The 15,872-nt window shown below is 61.6% G+C and carries 14 protein-coding genes; 12 read left to right on the forward strand and 2 right to left on the reverse strand.

What is annotated here, in order from left to right:
• The first annotated feature begins 35 nt into the window (after positions 1-35).
• The 11 genes from ABID12_RS14900 to ABID12_RS14950 all read left to right on the forward strand — a co-directional run bounded on the left by ABID12_RS14900 (position 36) and on the right by ABID12_RS14950 (position 14,804).
• Positions 36-1,583: a portal protein gene (locus ABID12_RS14900; RefSeq protein ID WP_354434908.1), complete on the forward strand. Its 1,548-nt coding sequence runs from the start codon at positions 36-38 to the stop codon at positions 1,581-1,583.
• Position 1,584: 1 nt separating this feature from the next.
• Entirely contained in the window at positions 1,585-1,950 is a 366-nt protein-coding gene (locus ABID12_RS14905) for a hypothetical protein (protein ID WP_354434909.1), read from the forward strand.
• 13 nt (positions 1,951-1,963) lie between these two features.
• Positions 1,964-2,839, forward strand: a complete 876-nt coding sequence (locus tag ABID12_RS14910; RefSeq protein ID WP_354434910.1) for a hypothetical protein — start codon at positions 1,964-1,966, stop codon at positions 2,837-2,839.
• A 209-nt stretch (positions 2,840-3,048) separates the two neighbouring features.
• On the forward strand, positions 3,049-3,924 hold the full coding sequence (locus ABID12_RS14915) for a phage capsid protein (protein WP_354434911.1): 876 nt from the start codon (positions 3,049-3,051) through the stop codon (positions 3,922-3,924).
• A 59-nt stretch (positions 3,925-3,983) separates the two neighbouring features.
• On the forward strand, positions 3,984-4,265 hold the full coding sequence (locus ABID12_RS14920) for a hypothetical protein (RefSeq protein WP_354434912.1): 282 nt from the start codon (positions 3,984-3,986) through the stop codon (positions 4,263-4,265).
• A 71-nt stretch (positions 4,266-4,336) separates the two neighbouring features.
• Positions 4,337-4,969, forward strand: coding sequence for a hypothetical protein (locus ABID12_RS14925; RefSeq protein ID WP_354434913.1), 633 nt, complete (start codon positions 4,337-4,339; stop codon positions 4,967-4,969).
• Between the two features lie 2 nt (positions 4,970-4,971).
• On the forward strand, positions 4,972-7,008 hold the full coding sequence (locus ABID12_RS14930) for a phage tail protein (protein WP_354434914.1): 2,037 nt from the start codon (positions 4,972-4,974) through the stop codon (positions 7,006-7,008).
• Positions 7,009-7,019: 11 nt separating this feature from the next.
• The gene (locus ABID12_RS14935) at positions 7,020-7,589 is read left to right on the forward strand and encodes a hypothetical protein (protein ID WP_354434915.1); all 570 of its coding nucleotides are present in this window, start codon (positions 7,020-7,022) and stop codon (positions 7,587-7,589) included.
• 2 nt (positions 7,590-7,591) lie between these two features.
• The gene (locus tag ABID12_RS14940; protein WP_354434916.1) at positions 7,592-10,495 is read left to right on the forward strand and encodes a M15 family metallopeptidase; all 2,904 of its coding nucleotides are present in this window, start codon (positions 7,592-7,594) and stop codon (positions 10,493-10,495) included.
• Positions 10,492-12,309: a hypothetical protein gene (locus ABID12_RS14945; RefSeq protein ID WP_354434917.1), complete on the forward strand. Its 1,818-nt coding sequence runs from the start codon at positions 10,492-10,494 to the stop codon at positions 12,307-12,309. The genes ABID12_RS14940 and ABID12_RS14945 overlap by 4 nt, the downstream gene beginning before the upstream one ends.
• Positions 12,306-14,804: a hypothetical protein gene (locus ABID12_RS14950; protein WP_354434918.1), complete on the forward strand. Its 2,499-nt coding sequence runs from the start codon at positions 12,306-12,308 to the stop codon at positions 14,802-14,804. The genes ABID12_RS14945 and ABID12_RS14950 overlap by 4 nt, the downstream gene beginning before the upstream one ends.
• Here ABID12_RS14950 and ABID12_RS14955 read toward each other — a convergent pair.
• Positions 14,801-15,073: a hypothetical protein gene (locus ABID12_RS14955; RefSeq protein ID WP_354434919.1), complete on the reverse strand. Its 273-nt coding sequence runs from the start codon at positions 15,071-15,073 to the stop codon at positions 14,801-14,803. The two genes, ABID12_RS14950 and ABID12_RS14955, sit on opposite strands and share 4 nt — an antisense overlap.
• A 17-nt stretch (positions 15,074-15,090) precedes the next feature.
• Complete coding sequence (locus tag ABID12_RS14960; RefSeq protein WP_354434920.1) at positions 15,091-15,354, reverse strand: hypothetical protein; 264 nt, start codon at positions 15,352-15,354, stop codon at positions 15,091-15,093.
• A gap of 257 nt (positions 15,355-15,611) precedes the next feature.
• Here ABID12_RS14960 and ABID12_RS14965 point away from each other — a divergent pair, with 257 nt between their 5' ends.
• A complete protein-coding gene (locus tag ABID12_RS14965; protein WP_354434921.1) occupies positions 15,612-15,869 on the forward strand; it encodes a hypothetical protein in 258 nt (85 codons plus the stop codon).
• The last annotated feature ends 3 nt before the right edge of the window (positions 15,870-15,872 follow it).

The following is a 15,872-nucleotide window of genomic DNA, read 5'->3' on the forward strand; positions in this document are numbered from 1 at the left end:
TCCGGCAACGGCGTTGACAAGCTTGGCGGCGCCTGATGAGCGAAACAACCCGGCTCAAACAGCGGCGCAATGCCGCCCAGCGCGAGCGCGACGAATTCCAGCCGCTGCTGGATGAGGCCTACCAGTACGCCATCCCGTTCCGAAAATCGGCCAACAGCCAGCGCAACGGCCGATCACGCGGGGAAAAACGCGTCGATCAGGTTTTCGATCATACCGCGATCGACAGCGCATTCCGCTTTGCCGGCAAGCTGCAACAGGATTTCTGGCCGGCGGGACAAGACAACTTCCAGCTTGAACCGGGGCCGGTGATCGTCAACCAGGCCGAACGCGACGATTTTGCCAAACAACTTGCCCCGATCGCCAGCGTTGCCGGGGCCTTCTTCGATGATGGCGACTGGGATATGTCGTTTCATGAAATGGCGCTGGAGCTTTCGGCCGGAACCGGCGCAATCCTGATGGACAGCAGCACGGCCCCGGACAAGCTCTGGGAGCCGATGAGCGTACCGGTCGATGAAATCCTGCTCGAAAACGGCCCGCGCAACCGCATTTCCGGCATTTTCTGGACGCGAAAAATGTCGCTCCGGGTGATCAAGGATACCTGGCCACGCGCCAAACTCGGCGAAGAACTGCAGGAAATGCTAAAACAGGACCCCGAAAAGGAAATCGAGGTCTACCAGGACACGATCCACGACGCCCGCAAAGGGCAATGGGTGATGACCGTGTGGTGCAAACAGCAGGACGGCCGACTGCACCAGGCAAAAAGCCGCACATGCCCCTGGCTTGTGCCGCGCTATTTCCGCGTGCCGGGCGAGACCTACGGGCGCGGCCCGGTCATGCTGGCCATGCCGACAATCAAGACGCTCAACACCACGGCGCGGCTGCAGCTTCAGGCAGCGGCAATCACCATGCTCGGCATCTATACCGCCGTTGATGACGGCGTGTTCAACCCGGACCTCGCAACGCAAGCGCCGGGGTCTTTCTGGAAGGTCGCGCGCAATGGCGGATCGCTTGGCCCATCGGTTCAGCGTTTCCCCGATCCACGCCTTGACCTTTCCGACATGGTTTTGAACGACATGCGCATGGGCGTTAAGGCGACCATGATGGACCAGAGCCTGCCAGCCGAGGGGGCGGCCGTGCGCTCGGCAACCGAGATCCTTGAGCGGGTCAAACGGCTCGCCTCCGATCATCTTGGCGCTTACGGGCGACTGGTGAAGGAAGTCACCATCCCTGCGGTCAAACGCGTGCTGGAGCTTGCCTATAATCGCGGCCTGATCGCCGATGAAATTCCGATCGACCAGCTGCTGATCCGCGTGCGCATCAAAAGCCCGCTGGCAATTGCCCGCGAGGCGCAGCGCATAGAGAAAATCGTTCAGTGGCTGCAGATGGTGCTGATGATCATGGCGGATCGTTCCAACCGCGTCGCGCGCGTTGAGCAGGCCCTGGTGATGATCGGCCGCGATTTTGGCGTGCCGGAAACCCTGATGGTTTCCGACAAGGAACGCGATGCAATGGATACCCGAGAACAGGAAATGCAGGCGGCCGCGATCGCCGCGCAGGCGGCCGGCGCCGCAGGAGGAACATGACATGCAGCCACTGGACATTGAGAGCATCATTTCCGGCGCATCCGAAGGGGGCTGGGACTGGTTTAAGCAGGCCAACGAAAGGGTCAAGAAAGATATCGATCTTAAGCAAAAGCGCGCCGCCGAGGATCAGCGCGCGATCGCTTCCGCCTGGGCGCGTTTCTACAATTCGCCGGACGGCCGCAAGGCCCTTGAGGCAATGTTCGATGTGACATTGCGGCGTGCGGTCTACATGGCAACAGCCGGATGGGACCCGGCGACGATGGCGACCTATGGCGCGTTTCGCGAGGGGCAGAATTCCCTCGCGCACGATATCGCCCGGCATATCAGCGCGGGCGAAAAAGAGGCAATCAAGCCTCGTGATGTGTGAGAGGTGATAAGCAATGCATGATCTTCTGAGACGGTTCTTGCCGCTTGTGGTTTTCGAGGGCGAAGGCCTTGGCGGCGGTGATGGCGGCGACCCGGCCGCCGGTGGCGATGGCGGTGACGGCGGCGATCCGTCCGGCGGTGGCGGCTGGAAACCGCCGGAAGGCCTGCCGGAGGAATTCGCCGGCGCGGATGCGGACGAAACGCTGGGCAAGCTGCTCGGCGGTTACACCGATGCCAACAAACGCGCCGAGGGGCTGCGCAAAGACCTGGCACAACGGCCAAGTGCGCCGAAAACGCCCGATGAATACAGCTTCGAGCCGAATGAAAAGCTGGCACCGTTCTTTGGCGACCTGAAAGAAGACAAGCTTTACGCCTCCGCCCGCGAGGCCGCGCACAAATACGGGATCAGCCAAGAACAGTTCTCCGGCTTCCTGTCCGACACGTTCGGCCCGCTGGCAGAAGCCGGCGCCCTTTCCGCCCCGTTCGATGCCGGCGCGGAGCTGCGCACCTTCCAGGAAGCAACCGGCCTCGACAAGGCCGGCGTCGGAAAGGCACTGCAACAGTCGGAAAGCTTCGCCAAGGGGCTGATCGAACAGCTGGACCTGCCGGCAAAGCTCACGGACGAGGCCAAGGGCATGTTTATGGGGCTGACAGACACGGCCGCCGGCAATGCCATCCTGCAGGCGCTTTCTGCCCGGATCAACGACAGCGGTTTCGGGCTGGAAGGTCAGGGCGGCGGCGAAGGCGCGTTGACCGAGGCCGACCTGAAAAAGCTCACGTCCGACCCGCGCATCGATCCGGCGAACCGCGATAATCCTGATCCGAACAAGCGATACGATCCTGATCTGCGCAAGCGGTATGACGACGGTTTTCGGCGGCTCTATCCGTGACCGATACAGGATTTTGTCTTTGAGAAAGGCCGGGGTCTCCCCGGCCTTTTCTGTGGCCTGCAGGTTTACCTCACCTCACAGCTCTTAGCCTTTGCTCAGACAGCGGGCGGACCTGCTAAAGCAAAGGCCTCTCCGGCATGACCGGACCCTGATGCTCCGATGCGGCCTCTCCAACCGGTGTTCAAACGAAACCAGCATCGGAGCAAACCATGACGCAGAACGTCAACAACTGGAATACCACCCAGTATGCCCAGCGTGCCATGCACATCTATCAGCAGCGTGGCAACCGCCTTCGTCCGACGGTTACGATGGCGACGCGCATCGAAAACAACGAAAAAGGTGTTTTCTGGCTCGCCGGCAAGTCCGTCGCCCGCAAGAAGACGCGCCGACAGCGCAACATCCCCGGCAACGGCGAGCGCAAGAAATTCGAAGTGCCTCTGGAAACCTGGGTCGCTTACGACGAGGTCGAGGAATACGACGAAGACCGCACCACGGTGGACGAGCGCGAAGTCATCTACTCGGCAGGCGCCAACGCTCTCGGCCGCGCCACCGATATCGAGATTTACGCCAAGATGGCAGCCGCGAAAACATCCGTTGACGGCTCTCTCGATTTTTCCGCTGCCGCATTCTCGGCCGCCAATGCCCTCATGCTTTGCTCGGCGCTGCAGGATGACAAGGTGCCGTGGGATGGACAGGTCTATTGCGGTCTTCCGTCGCTGCAGTGGAACCAGTTTCTTGGCAACAAGGTCGTAAACTCGGCCGAACATGTCGGACAGGATATCCCGTTCGTGAAAGCGACCGACACCCGGTACTGGAACGGCGTCAACTGGTTCCTGTTCGTCGAGGAGGAAGCCGAGGATCTTTATCCGGTGCCCTCTGCCGATCACCAGGACCTGTTCATCTGGCACAAATCCGCGATGGGCTGGGCCAACAACACGGATCTTCGCGTGATCTCTCAGTGGCACAATGAATACGACGTCACGTCTTTCAACATGCAGGCCAAGGGCGCAGCCACCACCCTGCAGGAAGGCAAGGGCGTTATCCGCTTCCGCACCGGTACGGACAGCTCCATCGCGATCGTTTGACGCATTGACCTCCGGGCGCTCGCCGCCCGGTTCACCCCTTCAAACAGGAGACTGAGAGAATGACTTTCAACATCAAGGGTTTTCGCACCGTTGACTACATTCCCCATCCTTCCGGCGATGCCGGCAGCAACATGGGAAAGCATGTCTACGCGACCGAAGACGATACAGCCGGCATCGAAACGGCCGGATACTTCAACGCTCTTTCGACCTACAAATGGGTCAAAAAGGGCGATCAGATCGACTGCACGCTCAATATCGATGGCACCCCCATGCGCCGCAATTATGTGGTCACATCGGTGACGGCCGGCGTGGTGGCGATTGCAGCACAGAACGTCGCTTGATGCGAAATCTCTAGCTGCACACGGCCGCCGGCCACACATCCCGGCGGCCGTTTGCCTTTGAGGAGTGAGCAATGGACCTGCTTGAAACCGACCTTGCGATTGCAAATGCCGCCTGCGCCATGATCGGCGAGGACCCGATACAGAGTTTCGACGATGACGATGGCGGCAACTCGGCCGCAGGCCTGCTTTATGGCATGGTGGTGGATTTCAATCTCGGCCTTCAGCCTTCCGGCTTTCAGTTCGCCCGTGAAATGCGCCAGCTCTCCCGCATCGACGGCGCAACGGCGTTTACCGGCTACGATCATGTTTTCGACATTCCGGCGCCCTACACCGGCACGCCGGTTTTTCTGACCGATGACCCTTCGGACCCCGATCGCCGCTATAGCCGCTTCATTCTCACAAACGGCAAGATCCATGCGAGCGACGATCCGCTTTATGCCATGGTGAAATTCCGGGCTGCGCCCAGCCTCTGGACCGCGACATTCAAACGCGCGACCATCACCGCGCTTGCCGCCGAAATGGCCTATTCGCTGGCCTCCGACCGCAACACCCGCAACGAACTGCAGCAAACGGCCTATGGCAGCGCGTCAGAGAATTTTCGCGGCGGGCAGATGCGGACGGCGCTTTCCGAAGACGGGTTTTCAAACCCGCCCCGCCCGATGGGCACTTCGCAAAATCCGCTTGAGCAAGCCTGGAGGGGCTGACCATGGTTTCAAGTCCGGGCGATACACAGGCCGCCTTTACCGCCGGCGAACTGGACCCAAAGCTGGAGGAGCGCACCCGGCTCAAATATTACGGAACCGGCCTCAAACACGCCGAAAATATCACCATTGCACCGCAAGGCGGTTTTACGTTGCGTCCAGGCCTGCGTCATGTCGGCGCCCTGCCCGCCACCGCCGACCGGATTTTCCCGTTCGAAAGCTCGCAGGGCGGCGCTTATGATATCGTTTTTGCCGGTGATGCCGGAGAAGTGTGGGGCGCATCGGCCAAAACCGCCGATATCACGGTTTCCGGTCTTTCCGGCGTTCTTTCCGAGGTGACAGACGCGCAGCGCTTCGACACGATGCTGCTTTTTCACCGCGATATGGAGCCAAAGCGCATCCGGCTGACGGATAGCGGCTGGGTGGTGGACACGGCCCCGCTCGAAAACCTGCCGAGCTGGGATTATGGCGGCACCTACACAAACGGGGTCGCAGCCGTCTGGACACTTGAATTTGTCGGCCTGCAAAATGACACGTCGATTTTCACGCTGACTGTTTCCCAGCAGGAAACGTTCTCGATCACATACAAAAGCGACATGCCGACGCTGGTTTCCGCGATCGAGACCGCGCTGAACGATCTGCCGAATATTTCCTCCGGTTTTGCCGTATCCTCGCCATCGTCAAACAAGATATCAATCACCTTCAGTGGCGAAGGCAATGAGGGCGACAGCTGGGCGGTTTCCGGAAAGGTCGTGAACAAGGCCGATGCCGCGATTGTTTCGGTCAAGGATACCGTCGGCGTTGCGCCCGGCGAGCCGGTGATTTCCGCGGATAAAGGCTGGCCGCAATGCGGAGCGTTCTACAATCAGCGCCTGCTTATGGGTGGTTTTAAAGCGCTTCCTCACGCCTGGATGATGAGCCGCCAGGCGGATTATTTCGAGTTCAACAACCGTTTTACCGAGGATGACGGGCCAGCACTTGTGCCGATGGATGCAAGCGGCGGCGAAAAAATAGAACACCTCGTCCAGGGGCTATATTTGCAGCTATTCACCAACAAAGCCGAATACTGGATATCACAACGCGGCCTTTCCCGTAACGAAGCACCGAACCATGTGCAAGGGTCGCGCAATGGGGTGGCGCGCGGCGTGCGGCCGGTGGAAAACGAAGGCGCGACCGTTTATCTTTATAATAACCGGTCTTCTTTTGGCGAGTTTTACTCTACCGACGCCAACGGCAATTTCCTATCTTCCAATATTTCGCTGCTGGCGCCACACCTTTTGAAAGAGGGTGTGCGAGATATGGCCATGCGACGGGCAACGTCCGACAACACGGCCAATCTGCAAGCGGTAATTACAGAAAAAAACGGGGCACGCCTCGCAACGATCCTGCGCGAGCAGGAGGTTATGGCCTATTCGCGCATGACCAGCGCCGGAATGACCTTCCGGGCGGCGGCCGTCAATGGCCGCAACGAACTTTCCTTCATCACCGATCGCAACGGCGCGCGCAGCCTGCAGCGCATTGAGGAAGGGCTGTTGCTGGACGATGCCAGCGACTTTTCATTTGGCAGTCCGTCGGCAACGATCAGCGGCCTTTCGCGTTTCAACGGCGTTTCCGTGTGGGTGATCGCGGACGGCAATGTTTTCGGCCCTTACACGGTTTCCGGCGGTGCGCTGACGCTGCCGATCGCGGTTTCCGCTGCAACCGTCGGCACATGGTCTCCGCCGATCGTCAAGACGTTGCCTCCTTTGCGTGAGGTCGGCGGCGGTCGGGTGATAAAGCGTCGCGCACGGATACACACGGTTCATCTATCACTATCGGATACGACAAGCGTGGCCGTCGGCACCAACAACGGCCAGCTCAGGGAGGTCAACCTGATGCGCTACGGCATGCTGGCCGATGTCGGTGAATTAAACCAGGGCTTTACCGGCGAAATCAAGATTACCGGTCTGCGCGGCTATGCCGACAAACCCTTTGTGACGGTCTCGCAGGTTCGGCCGGGTAGACTGAACGTGCGCTCGATTACGTTTGAGGCTGCACTTTAGGGGAGCTTTCCATGGAAGCAGCGTTTTCGGCAATTGCGGGTTTGTTCTCGGGCGGCGGTGCGGCTGCCGCAACCACGGCGGCAACAGCGGCGGGGGCAGGAGCAGGAGCTGCAGCAACCGGTCTCGGCAGTCTTGCGACGCTTAAAACCGGCATGACGCTGCTTTCTGGGATTTCCGCGCTCGGGCAGATCGGCGCCGGCCGCGCCGAGGCGCAGGTTTTGCGGGCGCAGGCAGATGAGGCCAACCTGCAAGCAGGGCAGGAACGCCTTGACGCCCAGCAACGCCAGAACCGCATCCGCCGCGAAATGGCATCGATCCTTGGCGAGACGAAAAACAAATATGCCGCCGCCGGCGTCGATCTGACGGGCGGCATTGCCCAGTCGCAGGCAGAGCGCACCGCGCGGGACGCTGCCGATCAGATCACGATTGACCGGCGCGACAGTGAATTCGTCCAGGCGCAATATCGCGCACGGGCGCGCAATCTCAGGCGCGGCGCCGGACAAGCCCAAACAAAGGGGCTTCTTGCCGCGCTTGAAACGGGTGGCAACACGGCCTTTAACATTGCCAGACTGGGGGCCTGACCATGTCACCGATCAGACGCCTTGAAGCCCAGGGCCGCGCCGGCTCCGGCGTGCCTTCCGCCGTTGCCGGAAATGGCGGCGCATCCGCCGCGCTCGCCAATCTTGCTGGCTCACTTTCCGAGCGGCTGACCGCGCTGGCGGAGGGGGCGGCGCAAAGGGCCTACACCGATAAGGGCCTGAAATCTGGCGAGCAGGCATATAACGCGCGTTATCCTTCAGGCGGCGTCAAATACAGCCCCGTGAGCGGCGACCCGATCGCGGCAAAGCAATTCCTGCAGGGCGTTTCCAACAAGGCGGCAAGCCACACCGAAGGCCTTGACGACAATTTCGCGATCAAGGTGGCGAACCTGTTTCAGGCCGCGCCGGAAGAAATTCGCGCCGGACTGGGTATGTATTCCGGCTATCGATCGGTAGATCACCAGGCGCGGCTGTGGCAGGATGCGCTTGTCAAATACGGTTCGGCCGAGGCCGCACGCAAATGGGTGGCGCCGCCCGGCAAGAGCCAGCACAATCACGGCAAGGCGATGGATGTTGCCTATAACGGCCAGTCGCTCAGCAAGGCCCCGCAGAACGTGGTTTCGTGGCTGCATGAGAATGCGCCGGCCTATGGGCTGAAATTTCCGCTCGGAAACGAAAACTGGCACATTGAAGACGACAGCACGCGCGGCGGCACGGGAACGACGGCGCCCGCTTTCGACCCTTCACGCCAGATCAACACCGCACCGCTGCAGCTGCGCCGTGATGGCACAATTGCCGGCGATGCCTATGACCGGGCGGCGCAATCGGCTTATCTCTGGCGCGTGCAGGCCGGCGTTTCCAACGATCTGTTTCAGGCACAGCAGGATTTTCAGGACGATCCGGCAGGCTTCAATGCCGCTGTGGACCAGATACAGGCGCGCTATCTTGAGGACCCCGCCTTTGCCGATCCGCAGCTGCGCGAGGCCTTGCAGCAGAACATCACCCAGCGCGCGCTCGGATATCAGCAGCAGATCACCGCCAATTATGGCCGCCGCCTGAAAGACGAGGAAAAAGTTGCCTTTACCGACGGCATCGCCGCCGTGCAGGTGAATGTCGAGCGGCAGGCCTATGGCTACGGCGCCAATGGCGACGGCGACGAGGTTGTCGGCCAGATGGTTTATCGGGCGCAGGCATCGATCGACCAGGCCGTTGCCAACAACACGATTTCGCCGGCCGAGGGCGAAAAGCTCAAGGAAGACGTTGCCATCACGGCATCCCGCGCGCGCATCCAGGGCGTTTATGACGCCCTGCCCGGCCCGCAGGAAAAGGAAGCCTTTGCCGTCAGCCTCGTTGACAAATGGCTCGAAAACGATCCGTCGATCGGCGAATACGGCAACCGGATGATGGGCGAAATCACTGCGCTCAGCGAGATGCTGCAGCGTGACGCCACCGACATGACGAATGCGGAAAAGAACGCATTCCGCTCACGCGCCGCGCAACTGCAAGGGCTTGTCGCCGACGATATCGCCAGCATGGCCGAAAACGGCAAGGGGCTTGACCCGGCCGAAACCGGGCTTGATGCGGCCACGGTTGAACAATTTCTCGGGCCGGAGGCGGCCGTTGAATGGAACCGCGCCCGCAAACAGGCACGGCAGATATACGACGCCACCCGCAACATGGACGCCGAAAGCGAAACGGAAATCGCCGCACGGCTGCAGACGCTGAAAGACGAGACGGACGCCAGCGCCGGCAGCGCCGGCTACGCCGCCAAACAGGAAGTTTTTGCCGCCGCCGCCAAGCATGCCGACGATCTGTTGAAGGAACGCGCCACGGACCCGCTCGGCCAGGCCGGACGCGCCGGGCTGATCGAGGTCACGGCCATCGATCCGACCAGCGCCGAGGCGCTGGCCACGTCGCTTTCCCAGCGCCAGCTGCAGCGCAATCAGGTTTCCACCATCTACGAGCAGCCGGTGCCTTTCTTCCTGCCCGGCGAACAGGCGCGGCTTTCGGAAACGCTGATGCGCAACCCGGATGCGATTTCCGGTTTTTCCGCCACGCTGATCGATACGCTGGGCGACAGGGCCGTGCCGATCCTGGCCGAGCTTTCCGACCAGGCGCCGGTGATTGCGCATGCCTCCGCGCTTTCTCTGACGACGGGCGACGCCACGATTGTCGATGAGGTTTCGCGCGCGCTGACGCTGAAAAACGAGAAGGTGTTCACGGTCAAGATGCCGTCGCAGGCAGACCAGACGGCGATTGCCCTGCCCGCGCTTGGCACCGCCTTCGCGCATCAGCCGAAACTGCAATCGGCCGTGCTGCAGACGGCGGCGATCCTGTTCGAGAAATCCGCCAATGAACAGGGCTTCGATCCTTCCGAGATCGACGAGGGCGGAACGGTGGCGAACGAAACCTATCTGAAAATCCTCGATCGCGTCGCCGGCGGGCGCACGGTGCAGGGTCGCCAGTTCGGCGGGCTTGGCGAGGTCAACGGCGCCATGGTTGTCGTGCCCTCCGACATGGAAAAGACGCGGCCGCAGGAACTGCTTTCCGATCTTACGCAATTGCAGCTCGATGCCCTGCCGCCAATCGAGACCGGCGAATTCGATATCCCGCTTTCCGATATTCGCAATGCCCGGCTTGTCGGTGTGGATGACGGGCTTTACCGGGTGGCGCTGCACGATCCGCTTTCCGACGATCCGCAATATCTGGTGACGCCGGAGGGCGATGCCTGGTTGCTGGATATCCGCCAGCTGGCCGACATCGAGGCGCGGACGGAAACGCGCTACGAAATGACACGGCGCGGCCGGCGCGCGGCCGAGACCGTAATCGTGCCGCCAGCAACGGAAACAGCGCCGGCCGAAACCGCACCGCCGGAGATTTCACCACCCGCCACCGGACAGCCGCCGCGCGCGCCGACGGCCGCCCGCCGCGCCCGGAGAAACCAATGAGTATGTATCTCTACGAGGCCGACCCGTTCCGGCCGCGATCTGTGGCACAGGGCTATTCCACGCTGGAAGACGTGGTGCGCTCGCAATTCGAAGCGGGCAAACTGACGGACAATATCAATTCGCGTTCCTATGCGCTGACACGCGCCTATGACGAGCGCATTGCCGCCATTCGTGACGCCACAGGCGAGACCCATGTGAACCCGTTCACGACGCGCCCCGGGCGCTATCGCCCCGGCCGCGACCGCGCCGAATTCGAGGCGCGCGAATATGCGCGTTCCGCCGCTGGCTTCAATGACTGGTTGACTGCGATGGAGAAGCGCCACCCGGAGGCGGCCGACGTGATCCGCGCGGGCGAACCGGTCGAGGATGATGCGAAGGCGCTGGCGCGCAACATGGACGAGGAAGCGGCGAAAACCTTTGCCGCCGCGCGCGGGCCTGCGAAATGGCTGGCGATGTTTGGCGGCCGCGCCGGCGCCATGTTCAACGACCCGATCCAGACCGGTGCGCTTGTCTTCGGCGGCGGCGCGGGTGCTGCCCGCACCGTGACCGGGCGCATTCTCACCACGGCGGCATCGGAAGCACTGGTAAATGCGGCTGTGCAAACGGCAACCGAACCTTTCGTGCAGCGCTGGCGCGCGGAGGCCGGGCTGGAAAGCGGCTGGGGCGAGGCTGCAAAAAACGTGGCCTTTGCCGGGCTTTTCGGCGCGGCGCTGGGCGGCGCCGGCCGTGCCGGTGCGGAAGGCCTTGCCGCCCTTGGCCGCAGTGCCGAGGCGCGCGCGGCCGCAAGGCGGGCGCTGGCGAACGATCCCGCAACGCCGGAAGCCAGCCGGCGGGCGCTTGCCGGCGACCGCGAGGCGGCAGCGGCCGTGCTGGAGCCGATGCGCGCAAACCTGCCGGCCGAGGCGCGCGGCGCGCTCGATGCGCTGGAAGGCGAACGGCTTTTCGGCAACCAGAAGCCGCCGGCGGCCCGTAGCGCCTATCACGACAGCGTGAGCGCAAACGCCATTGCCGCCGCGCAGGAAAACCGCCCTTTCCGCTTCGAACCGGACACGGAACAGGTCAGGCGCATTGTCGATCAGCTTGCGCCGGAAACCACAGCGCCGGCGCGCACAGCCGAACAGCCGATCGACGAATTTCTGATGCGGCGCGGCGGCGTGAAGGATTACAAGGGCGAGATGGCCGCGCTCGGCCTCGACAAGGCCGCCCGGCCGTTTGTGGGCCGGCTGGTGCGCGAGGGCGGCGACACGCTGGACAATGCCCGCCTGGCAGCGGCAGAGGCCGGTTATTTCGATCATCTCTATGGCACGGCCGACCAGGCGGCGGAGAAAAGCACGATCGGCGACCTGCTGGACGCGCTGGACAATGCCAGCCGCACACAGACGGCACAGCCGGCCGCCGACACCGAACGCCGCGCGGTGGAAGGCCTGGTGCACGATATCATTGCCGACGCCGGTCCCGGTGTTGACGATGCCGTGATCATCCGCGCGGCCGAGCGCGCCGTTTCCGAAAACCTGCCCGCGCGCGATGCACTGGCCCGGACGCTGGAAGCGCCGGACGCCCGGCCAGCCGATGCCGGCGCTGATGACCTGCCGCAGGAAGCATTCTTTCCCGAAGACGAGATTTCCGGCGGGCTGGACGATCCGCGCGTGATCGACAAGGAAGACCTGATTTCCCGGCGCGAAATCGGCGATGTGCCGGAAGACATGGAAATCCCGTTCTTTGACGATGAAGGGCCGGTGACGATTGCCGCGCTGAATGACGAACTGGAACGCATTGACCGCGCCGCGCGGATTGTGGAGGCCTGCCCGCTATGAGCCTGCAAGATTGCCTGAAAAAGGCCGTTGACGAAAACCTGCTGTCCGATGACGACGCCAAGAAACTCGGGCGCGAATTCGACAAGCTGCGCCGCCGCCACGCTTCCGCCTCCGAGGTGACGGCCGATGCCGAGGCCAAGAAGGCCCTTGCCGAAATGCTGCGCGCCCAGAGCGCCCACCAGAAACGGAAGGCCAAGCTTTCAATCAAATCTATCAACCGCCTTGCGGCCGATCTTGGCAGCCACAGGAATGCCCGCGGTGAATTCGATGTCGGTGAGGCGGCGCTGGACAAGCTGGAACATTTCGGATCGTCCGGCTTTGCCTCCGTTGCCGGGCGGCAGCGCACCATCATCGGCATGGCGCATGCACGCATGGAAGATGCGCTTTACCATTTCCGCCGCTCTGCCCTGCTGGGGGATACCGCGCGCCATAACAAGGCGGACCTCGACAATGTCTTGCGCGAGAGCTTTGGCGAGGATACCGGCGATGCGGCGGCCAAGCACTTTGCCAAGGTCTGGAACGAGACGGCCGACTGGCTGCGCCAGCGCTTCAATGCCGCCGGCGGCGCAATCGGCCGGCTGGAAAACTGGGGCCTGCCCCAGCACCACGATGCGCGGGCCCTGCGCAAGATGGGCCTCGAAAAGTGGAAGCAGGACATAACCCCGCTGTTGGACGTTGCCCGGATGAAACACCCGCTGACCGGCAAGACGGTGGACCCGGAAGACCTTGACGACGTGCTGACCGATATCTGGACCAATATTGCCACCGAAGGCTGGAACAAGATGGAACCCAAGCGCCAGCCCTTCGGCCGGGGCGCGCTTGCCAACCAGCATGGCGAGCACCGCTTTCTGGTGTTTCGCAATGCCGATAGCTGGCTTGAGTACCAGCGGCAATACGGCGGTGGCGGCGATGCCTTCGGCGCGATGATGGGCCATATCAACATGATGGCCCGCGATATATCCGCCATGGAAATTCTCGGGCCGAACCCGAACGGCACAATCGAATGGCTGAAACAGGCCGTGACCAAACAGGCGGCGGAAAAGGCCGCCGGCCGCCCTGCCCGCTTTGCCGGAAAGCCCGAGGGCGCGCTTGACCGCGCCAAGGGCATTAACCGCAAAATCGATGCGGTGTGGGGATCGATCCGTGGCACCCTGCAAACGCCGGTCAGCGGCAAATGGGCATCCGGCATGGCGGCCGCGCGCAGCCTGATCACGGCAAGCGTTCTCGGCTCGGCAACGATCTCCGCCATTTCCGATATCGGCACCACGATGATTTCCCGCAAGTTTGCCGGCATGAATGCGCGGGGCGTTTTGAGCGATGTCATCAAGGCCATGGGCAAGCAGACCCGGCAGGAGGCGATTGCGTCCGGCCTGATCCTCGACAATGCCATGCATGTGTTTCACGCCCAGGCGCGCTATGTCGGCACGCTGGACGGCCCCGGATGGTCCAGCTTCATCGCCGACCGCGTGCTGACCTATTCCGGCCTGACGCCCTGGACGCAGGCGGGGCGCCATGCCTTCGGCCTCGCCTTCATGCGCACCGTCGCCGAAAATGCCGGCAAGGGCTACGATGCCCTGCCAACAGCGCTGCGCGACACGATGCGCCGCTATGGCCTGACGGAAACCGACTGGAACCTGATCCGCAAGACAAAGCGCCACGACATGGGCGGCGCAACGATCATCCGCCCGAACGAGATGTTCGACAGCGGCGATAACCGGCTTTCGGAACGCTATCTGGAAATGATCCAGTCCGAGACGGAATTTGCCATTCCCTCCGGCTCGCACCGCTCACGCGTGGCGCTGCTGGACCAGAACCAGCCCGGCACCTTCATTGGCGAGGTTCTGCGCTCATTCGCGCAGTTCAAGAGTTTCGGCGCGGTGTTCATGTTGCTGCACGGCGCACGCACGCACCGCATGCTTGTCGGCGATAATCCGGCCAAGGGCGCGGCCTATGCCGGCTCGCTGCTGATCTCGACCACGCTTTTCGGCGGACTGGCCTATCAGCTGAAACAGATGGCGGCCGGCCGCGACCCGCAGGACATGAGCGACCCGGCATTCTGGGGCGCGGCCATGCTCCAGGGCGGCGGGCTGGGCATTTACGGCGATTTCCTGTTTTCCAACGTCAACCGCTATGGCGGCGGGTTTTCGACCACACTGGCCGGGCCGGTGGTCGAGCGCGCCAATAATCTCTGGAACCTCACGGGCGGCAATGCCATCCAGCTTGCCAGCGGCGAGGATACCAAATTCGGCCGCGAGCTGAACCGCTTCCTGCGCTCCAATACGCCGGGATCGACGATCTGGTACTGGCGACTGGCATGGGAACGGATCCTGTTCGACCAGATGCAATATCTGATGGACCCGGAAGCCAATAAGGCATTCAAGCGCAAGCAGCGCTTCTATGAGCGTGAATTCGGGCAGGAATTCTGGTGGAAGCCCGGCGAGATGCGGCCAGAGCGCGGGCCAGATGTTGGTGCGGCGGCTGGTGGCGGCGGTTAATCAAGCTCAGACATTTCAGCTGCACGAATGAAAGTCACGGCAGTTGGAACTTGCGCTGCGTACATCACCATATTGATCCAAACGCCAAGGATAATAGCGATGACCAGCCTCACGACAGGCACGTTGATATGATCGTAGACTATCTTCCCGACATAGATCGACAGAGCGAGTGACCCCAAAAAATAACCGATATATAAAATCCCGCCCAGCACATAGGCCACGAGATCGGCCATTTTAAAAATGGCAATATGCGCAAAATCCTGAAACATGTTTTGAACTTTTCGTTTTAGTGTTTCTGCTTGCGATCCATAATTTTTCTCAGACCGTACCCGACAAAATAAGCGGCAAAAACAACCACGAAACTCACGATCATATTCAATAAAATATCGTTGATTTGCATCTGCGCTAGCCGCGCTTCTGTCCGCCATACATCGACTTTTTCAGACAGATAAATGCTTAAACCAGATGAAGCAAAGGCTACGATGCCACCCCACCACCAAGGGCGTGGAACGAGCCCAAGCACAAGATTAACAGCGGCGAGTACCAGCATTTCTTACCCCCATTGACAAACGCCCAAACCTCCCGCAACCTAATCACGCTTCTCGCAAAAGGGGAAGCCCCGGTTAGCAGCGGGTTGGGAACTACGAGGCGTCCGGCGCGCCTTTTGTGGCGCGTTTTTTTATGGTCGGGCGTAACGGGAGGGCTTTGCCCTGCCGGTGTCCTTGTAGGCCGGTCTGCTAACCCGTTACTGCCCGGCCACCCGTTAGCAGGGGTGGTCTGGTTTAACTCTTACAAGGGACAGAACCTATGACCGACTATATCGAAAACGAGACTTCCGAAGACATTCTTGCCCGGCTGGACAACAGCCTCGTCAATCTGCGCGCGCTCGCCAAGATCGTGCTTTACGTCTCCGAAAGCTGCAACGGCAACGACTTCAAGATGCTGAAAGGCGAGATGAACACCATGTTCTACATGATGATCGACAATGTGGACGATTGCTCGGATGCCAGCGAAAGCCTGGCACTGGCCGCCCGCGAGGCTGAGGAACAGCGCCTGAACGGTTGACCA

Source organism: Martelella mangrovi, assembly GCF_040545495.1.
GTDB lineage: Bacteria > Pseudomonadota > Alphaproteobacteria > Rhizobiales > Rhizobiaceae > Martelella > Martelella mangrovi.

Coding starts and splice junctions, on each gene's coding strand:
- ABID12_RS14960 (WP_354434920.1), bottom strand. CDS start 15,354: ATGCTGGTACTCGCCGCTGTTAATCTTGTGCTTGGGCTCGTTCCACGC.
- ABID12_RS14950 (WP_354434918.1), top strand. CDS start 12,306: ATGAGCCTGCAAGATTGCCTGAAAAAGGCCGTTGACGAAAACCTGCTG.
- ABID12_RS14940 (WP_354434916.1), top strand. CDS start 7,592: ATGTCACCGATCAGACGCCTTGAAGCCCAGGGCCGCGCCGGCTCCGGC.
- ABID12_RS14930 (WP_354434914.1), top strand. CDS start 4,972: ATGGTTTCAAGTCCGGGCGATACACAGGCCGCCTTTACCGCCGGCGAA.
- ABID12_RS14945 (WP_354434917.1), top strand. CDS start 10,492: ATGAGTATGTATCTCTACGAGGCCGACCCGTTCCGGCCGCGATCTGTG.
- ABID12_RS14915 (WP_354434911.1), top strand. CDS start 3,049: ATGACGCAGAACGTCAACAACTGGAATACCACCCAGTATGCCCAGCGT.
- ABID12_RS14935 (WP_354434915.1), top strand. CDS start 7,020: ATGGAAGCAGCGTTTTCGGCAATTGCGGGTTTGTTCTCGGGCGGCGGT.
- ABID12_RS14920 (WP_354434912.1), top strand. CDS start 3,984: ATGACTTTCAACATCAAGGGTTTTCGCACCGTTGACTACATTCCCCAT.
- ABID12_RS14900 (WP_354434908.1), top strand. CDS start 36: ATGAGCGAAACAACCCGGCTCAAACAGCGGCGCAATGCCGCCCAGCGC.
- ABID12_RS14955 (WP_354434919.1), bottom strand. CDS start 15,073: ATGTTTCAGGATTTTGCGCATATTGCCATTTTTAAAATGGCCGATCTC.
- ABID12_RS14925 (WP_354434913.1), top strand. CDS start 4,337: ATGGACCTGCTTGAAACCGACCTTGCGATTGCAAATGCCGCCTGCGCC.
- ABID12_RS14905 (WP_354434909.1), top strand. CDS start 1,585: ATGCAGCCACTGGACATTGAGAGCATCATTTCCGGCGCATCCGAAGGG.
- ABID12_RS14965 (WP_354434921.1), top strand. CDS start 15,612: ATGACCGACTATATCGAAAACGAGACTTCCGAAGACATTCTTGCCCGG.
- ABID12_RS14910 (WP_354434910.1), top strand. CDS start 1,964: ATGCATGATCTTCTGAGACGGTTCTTGCCGCTTGTGGTTTTCGAGGGC.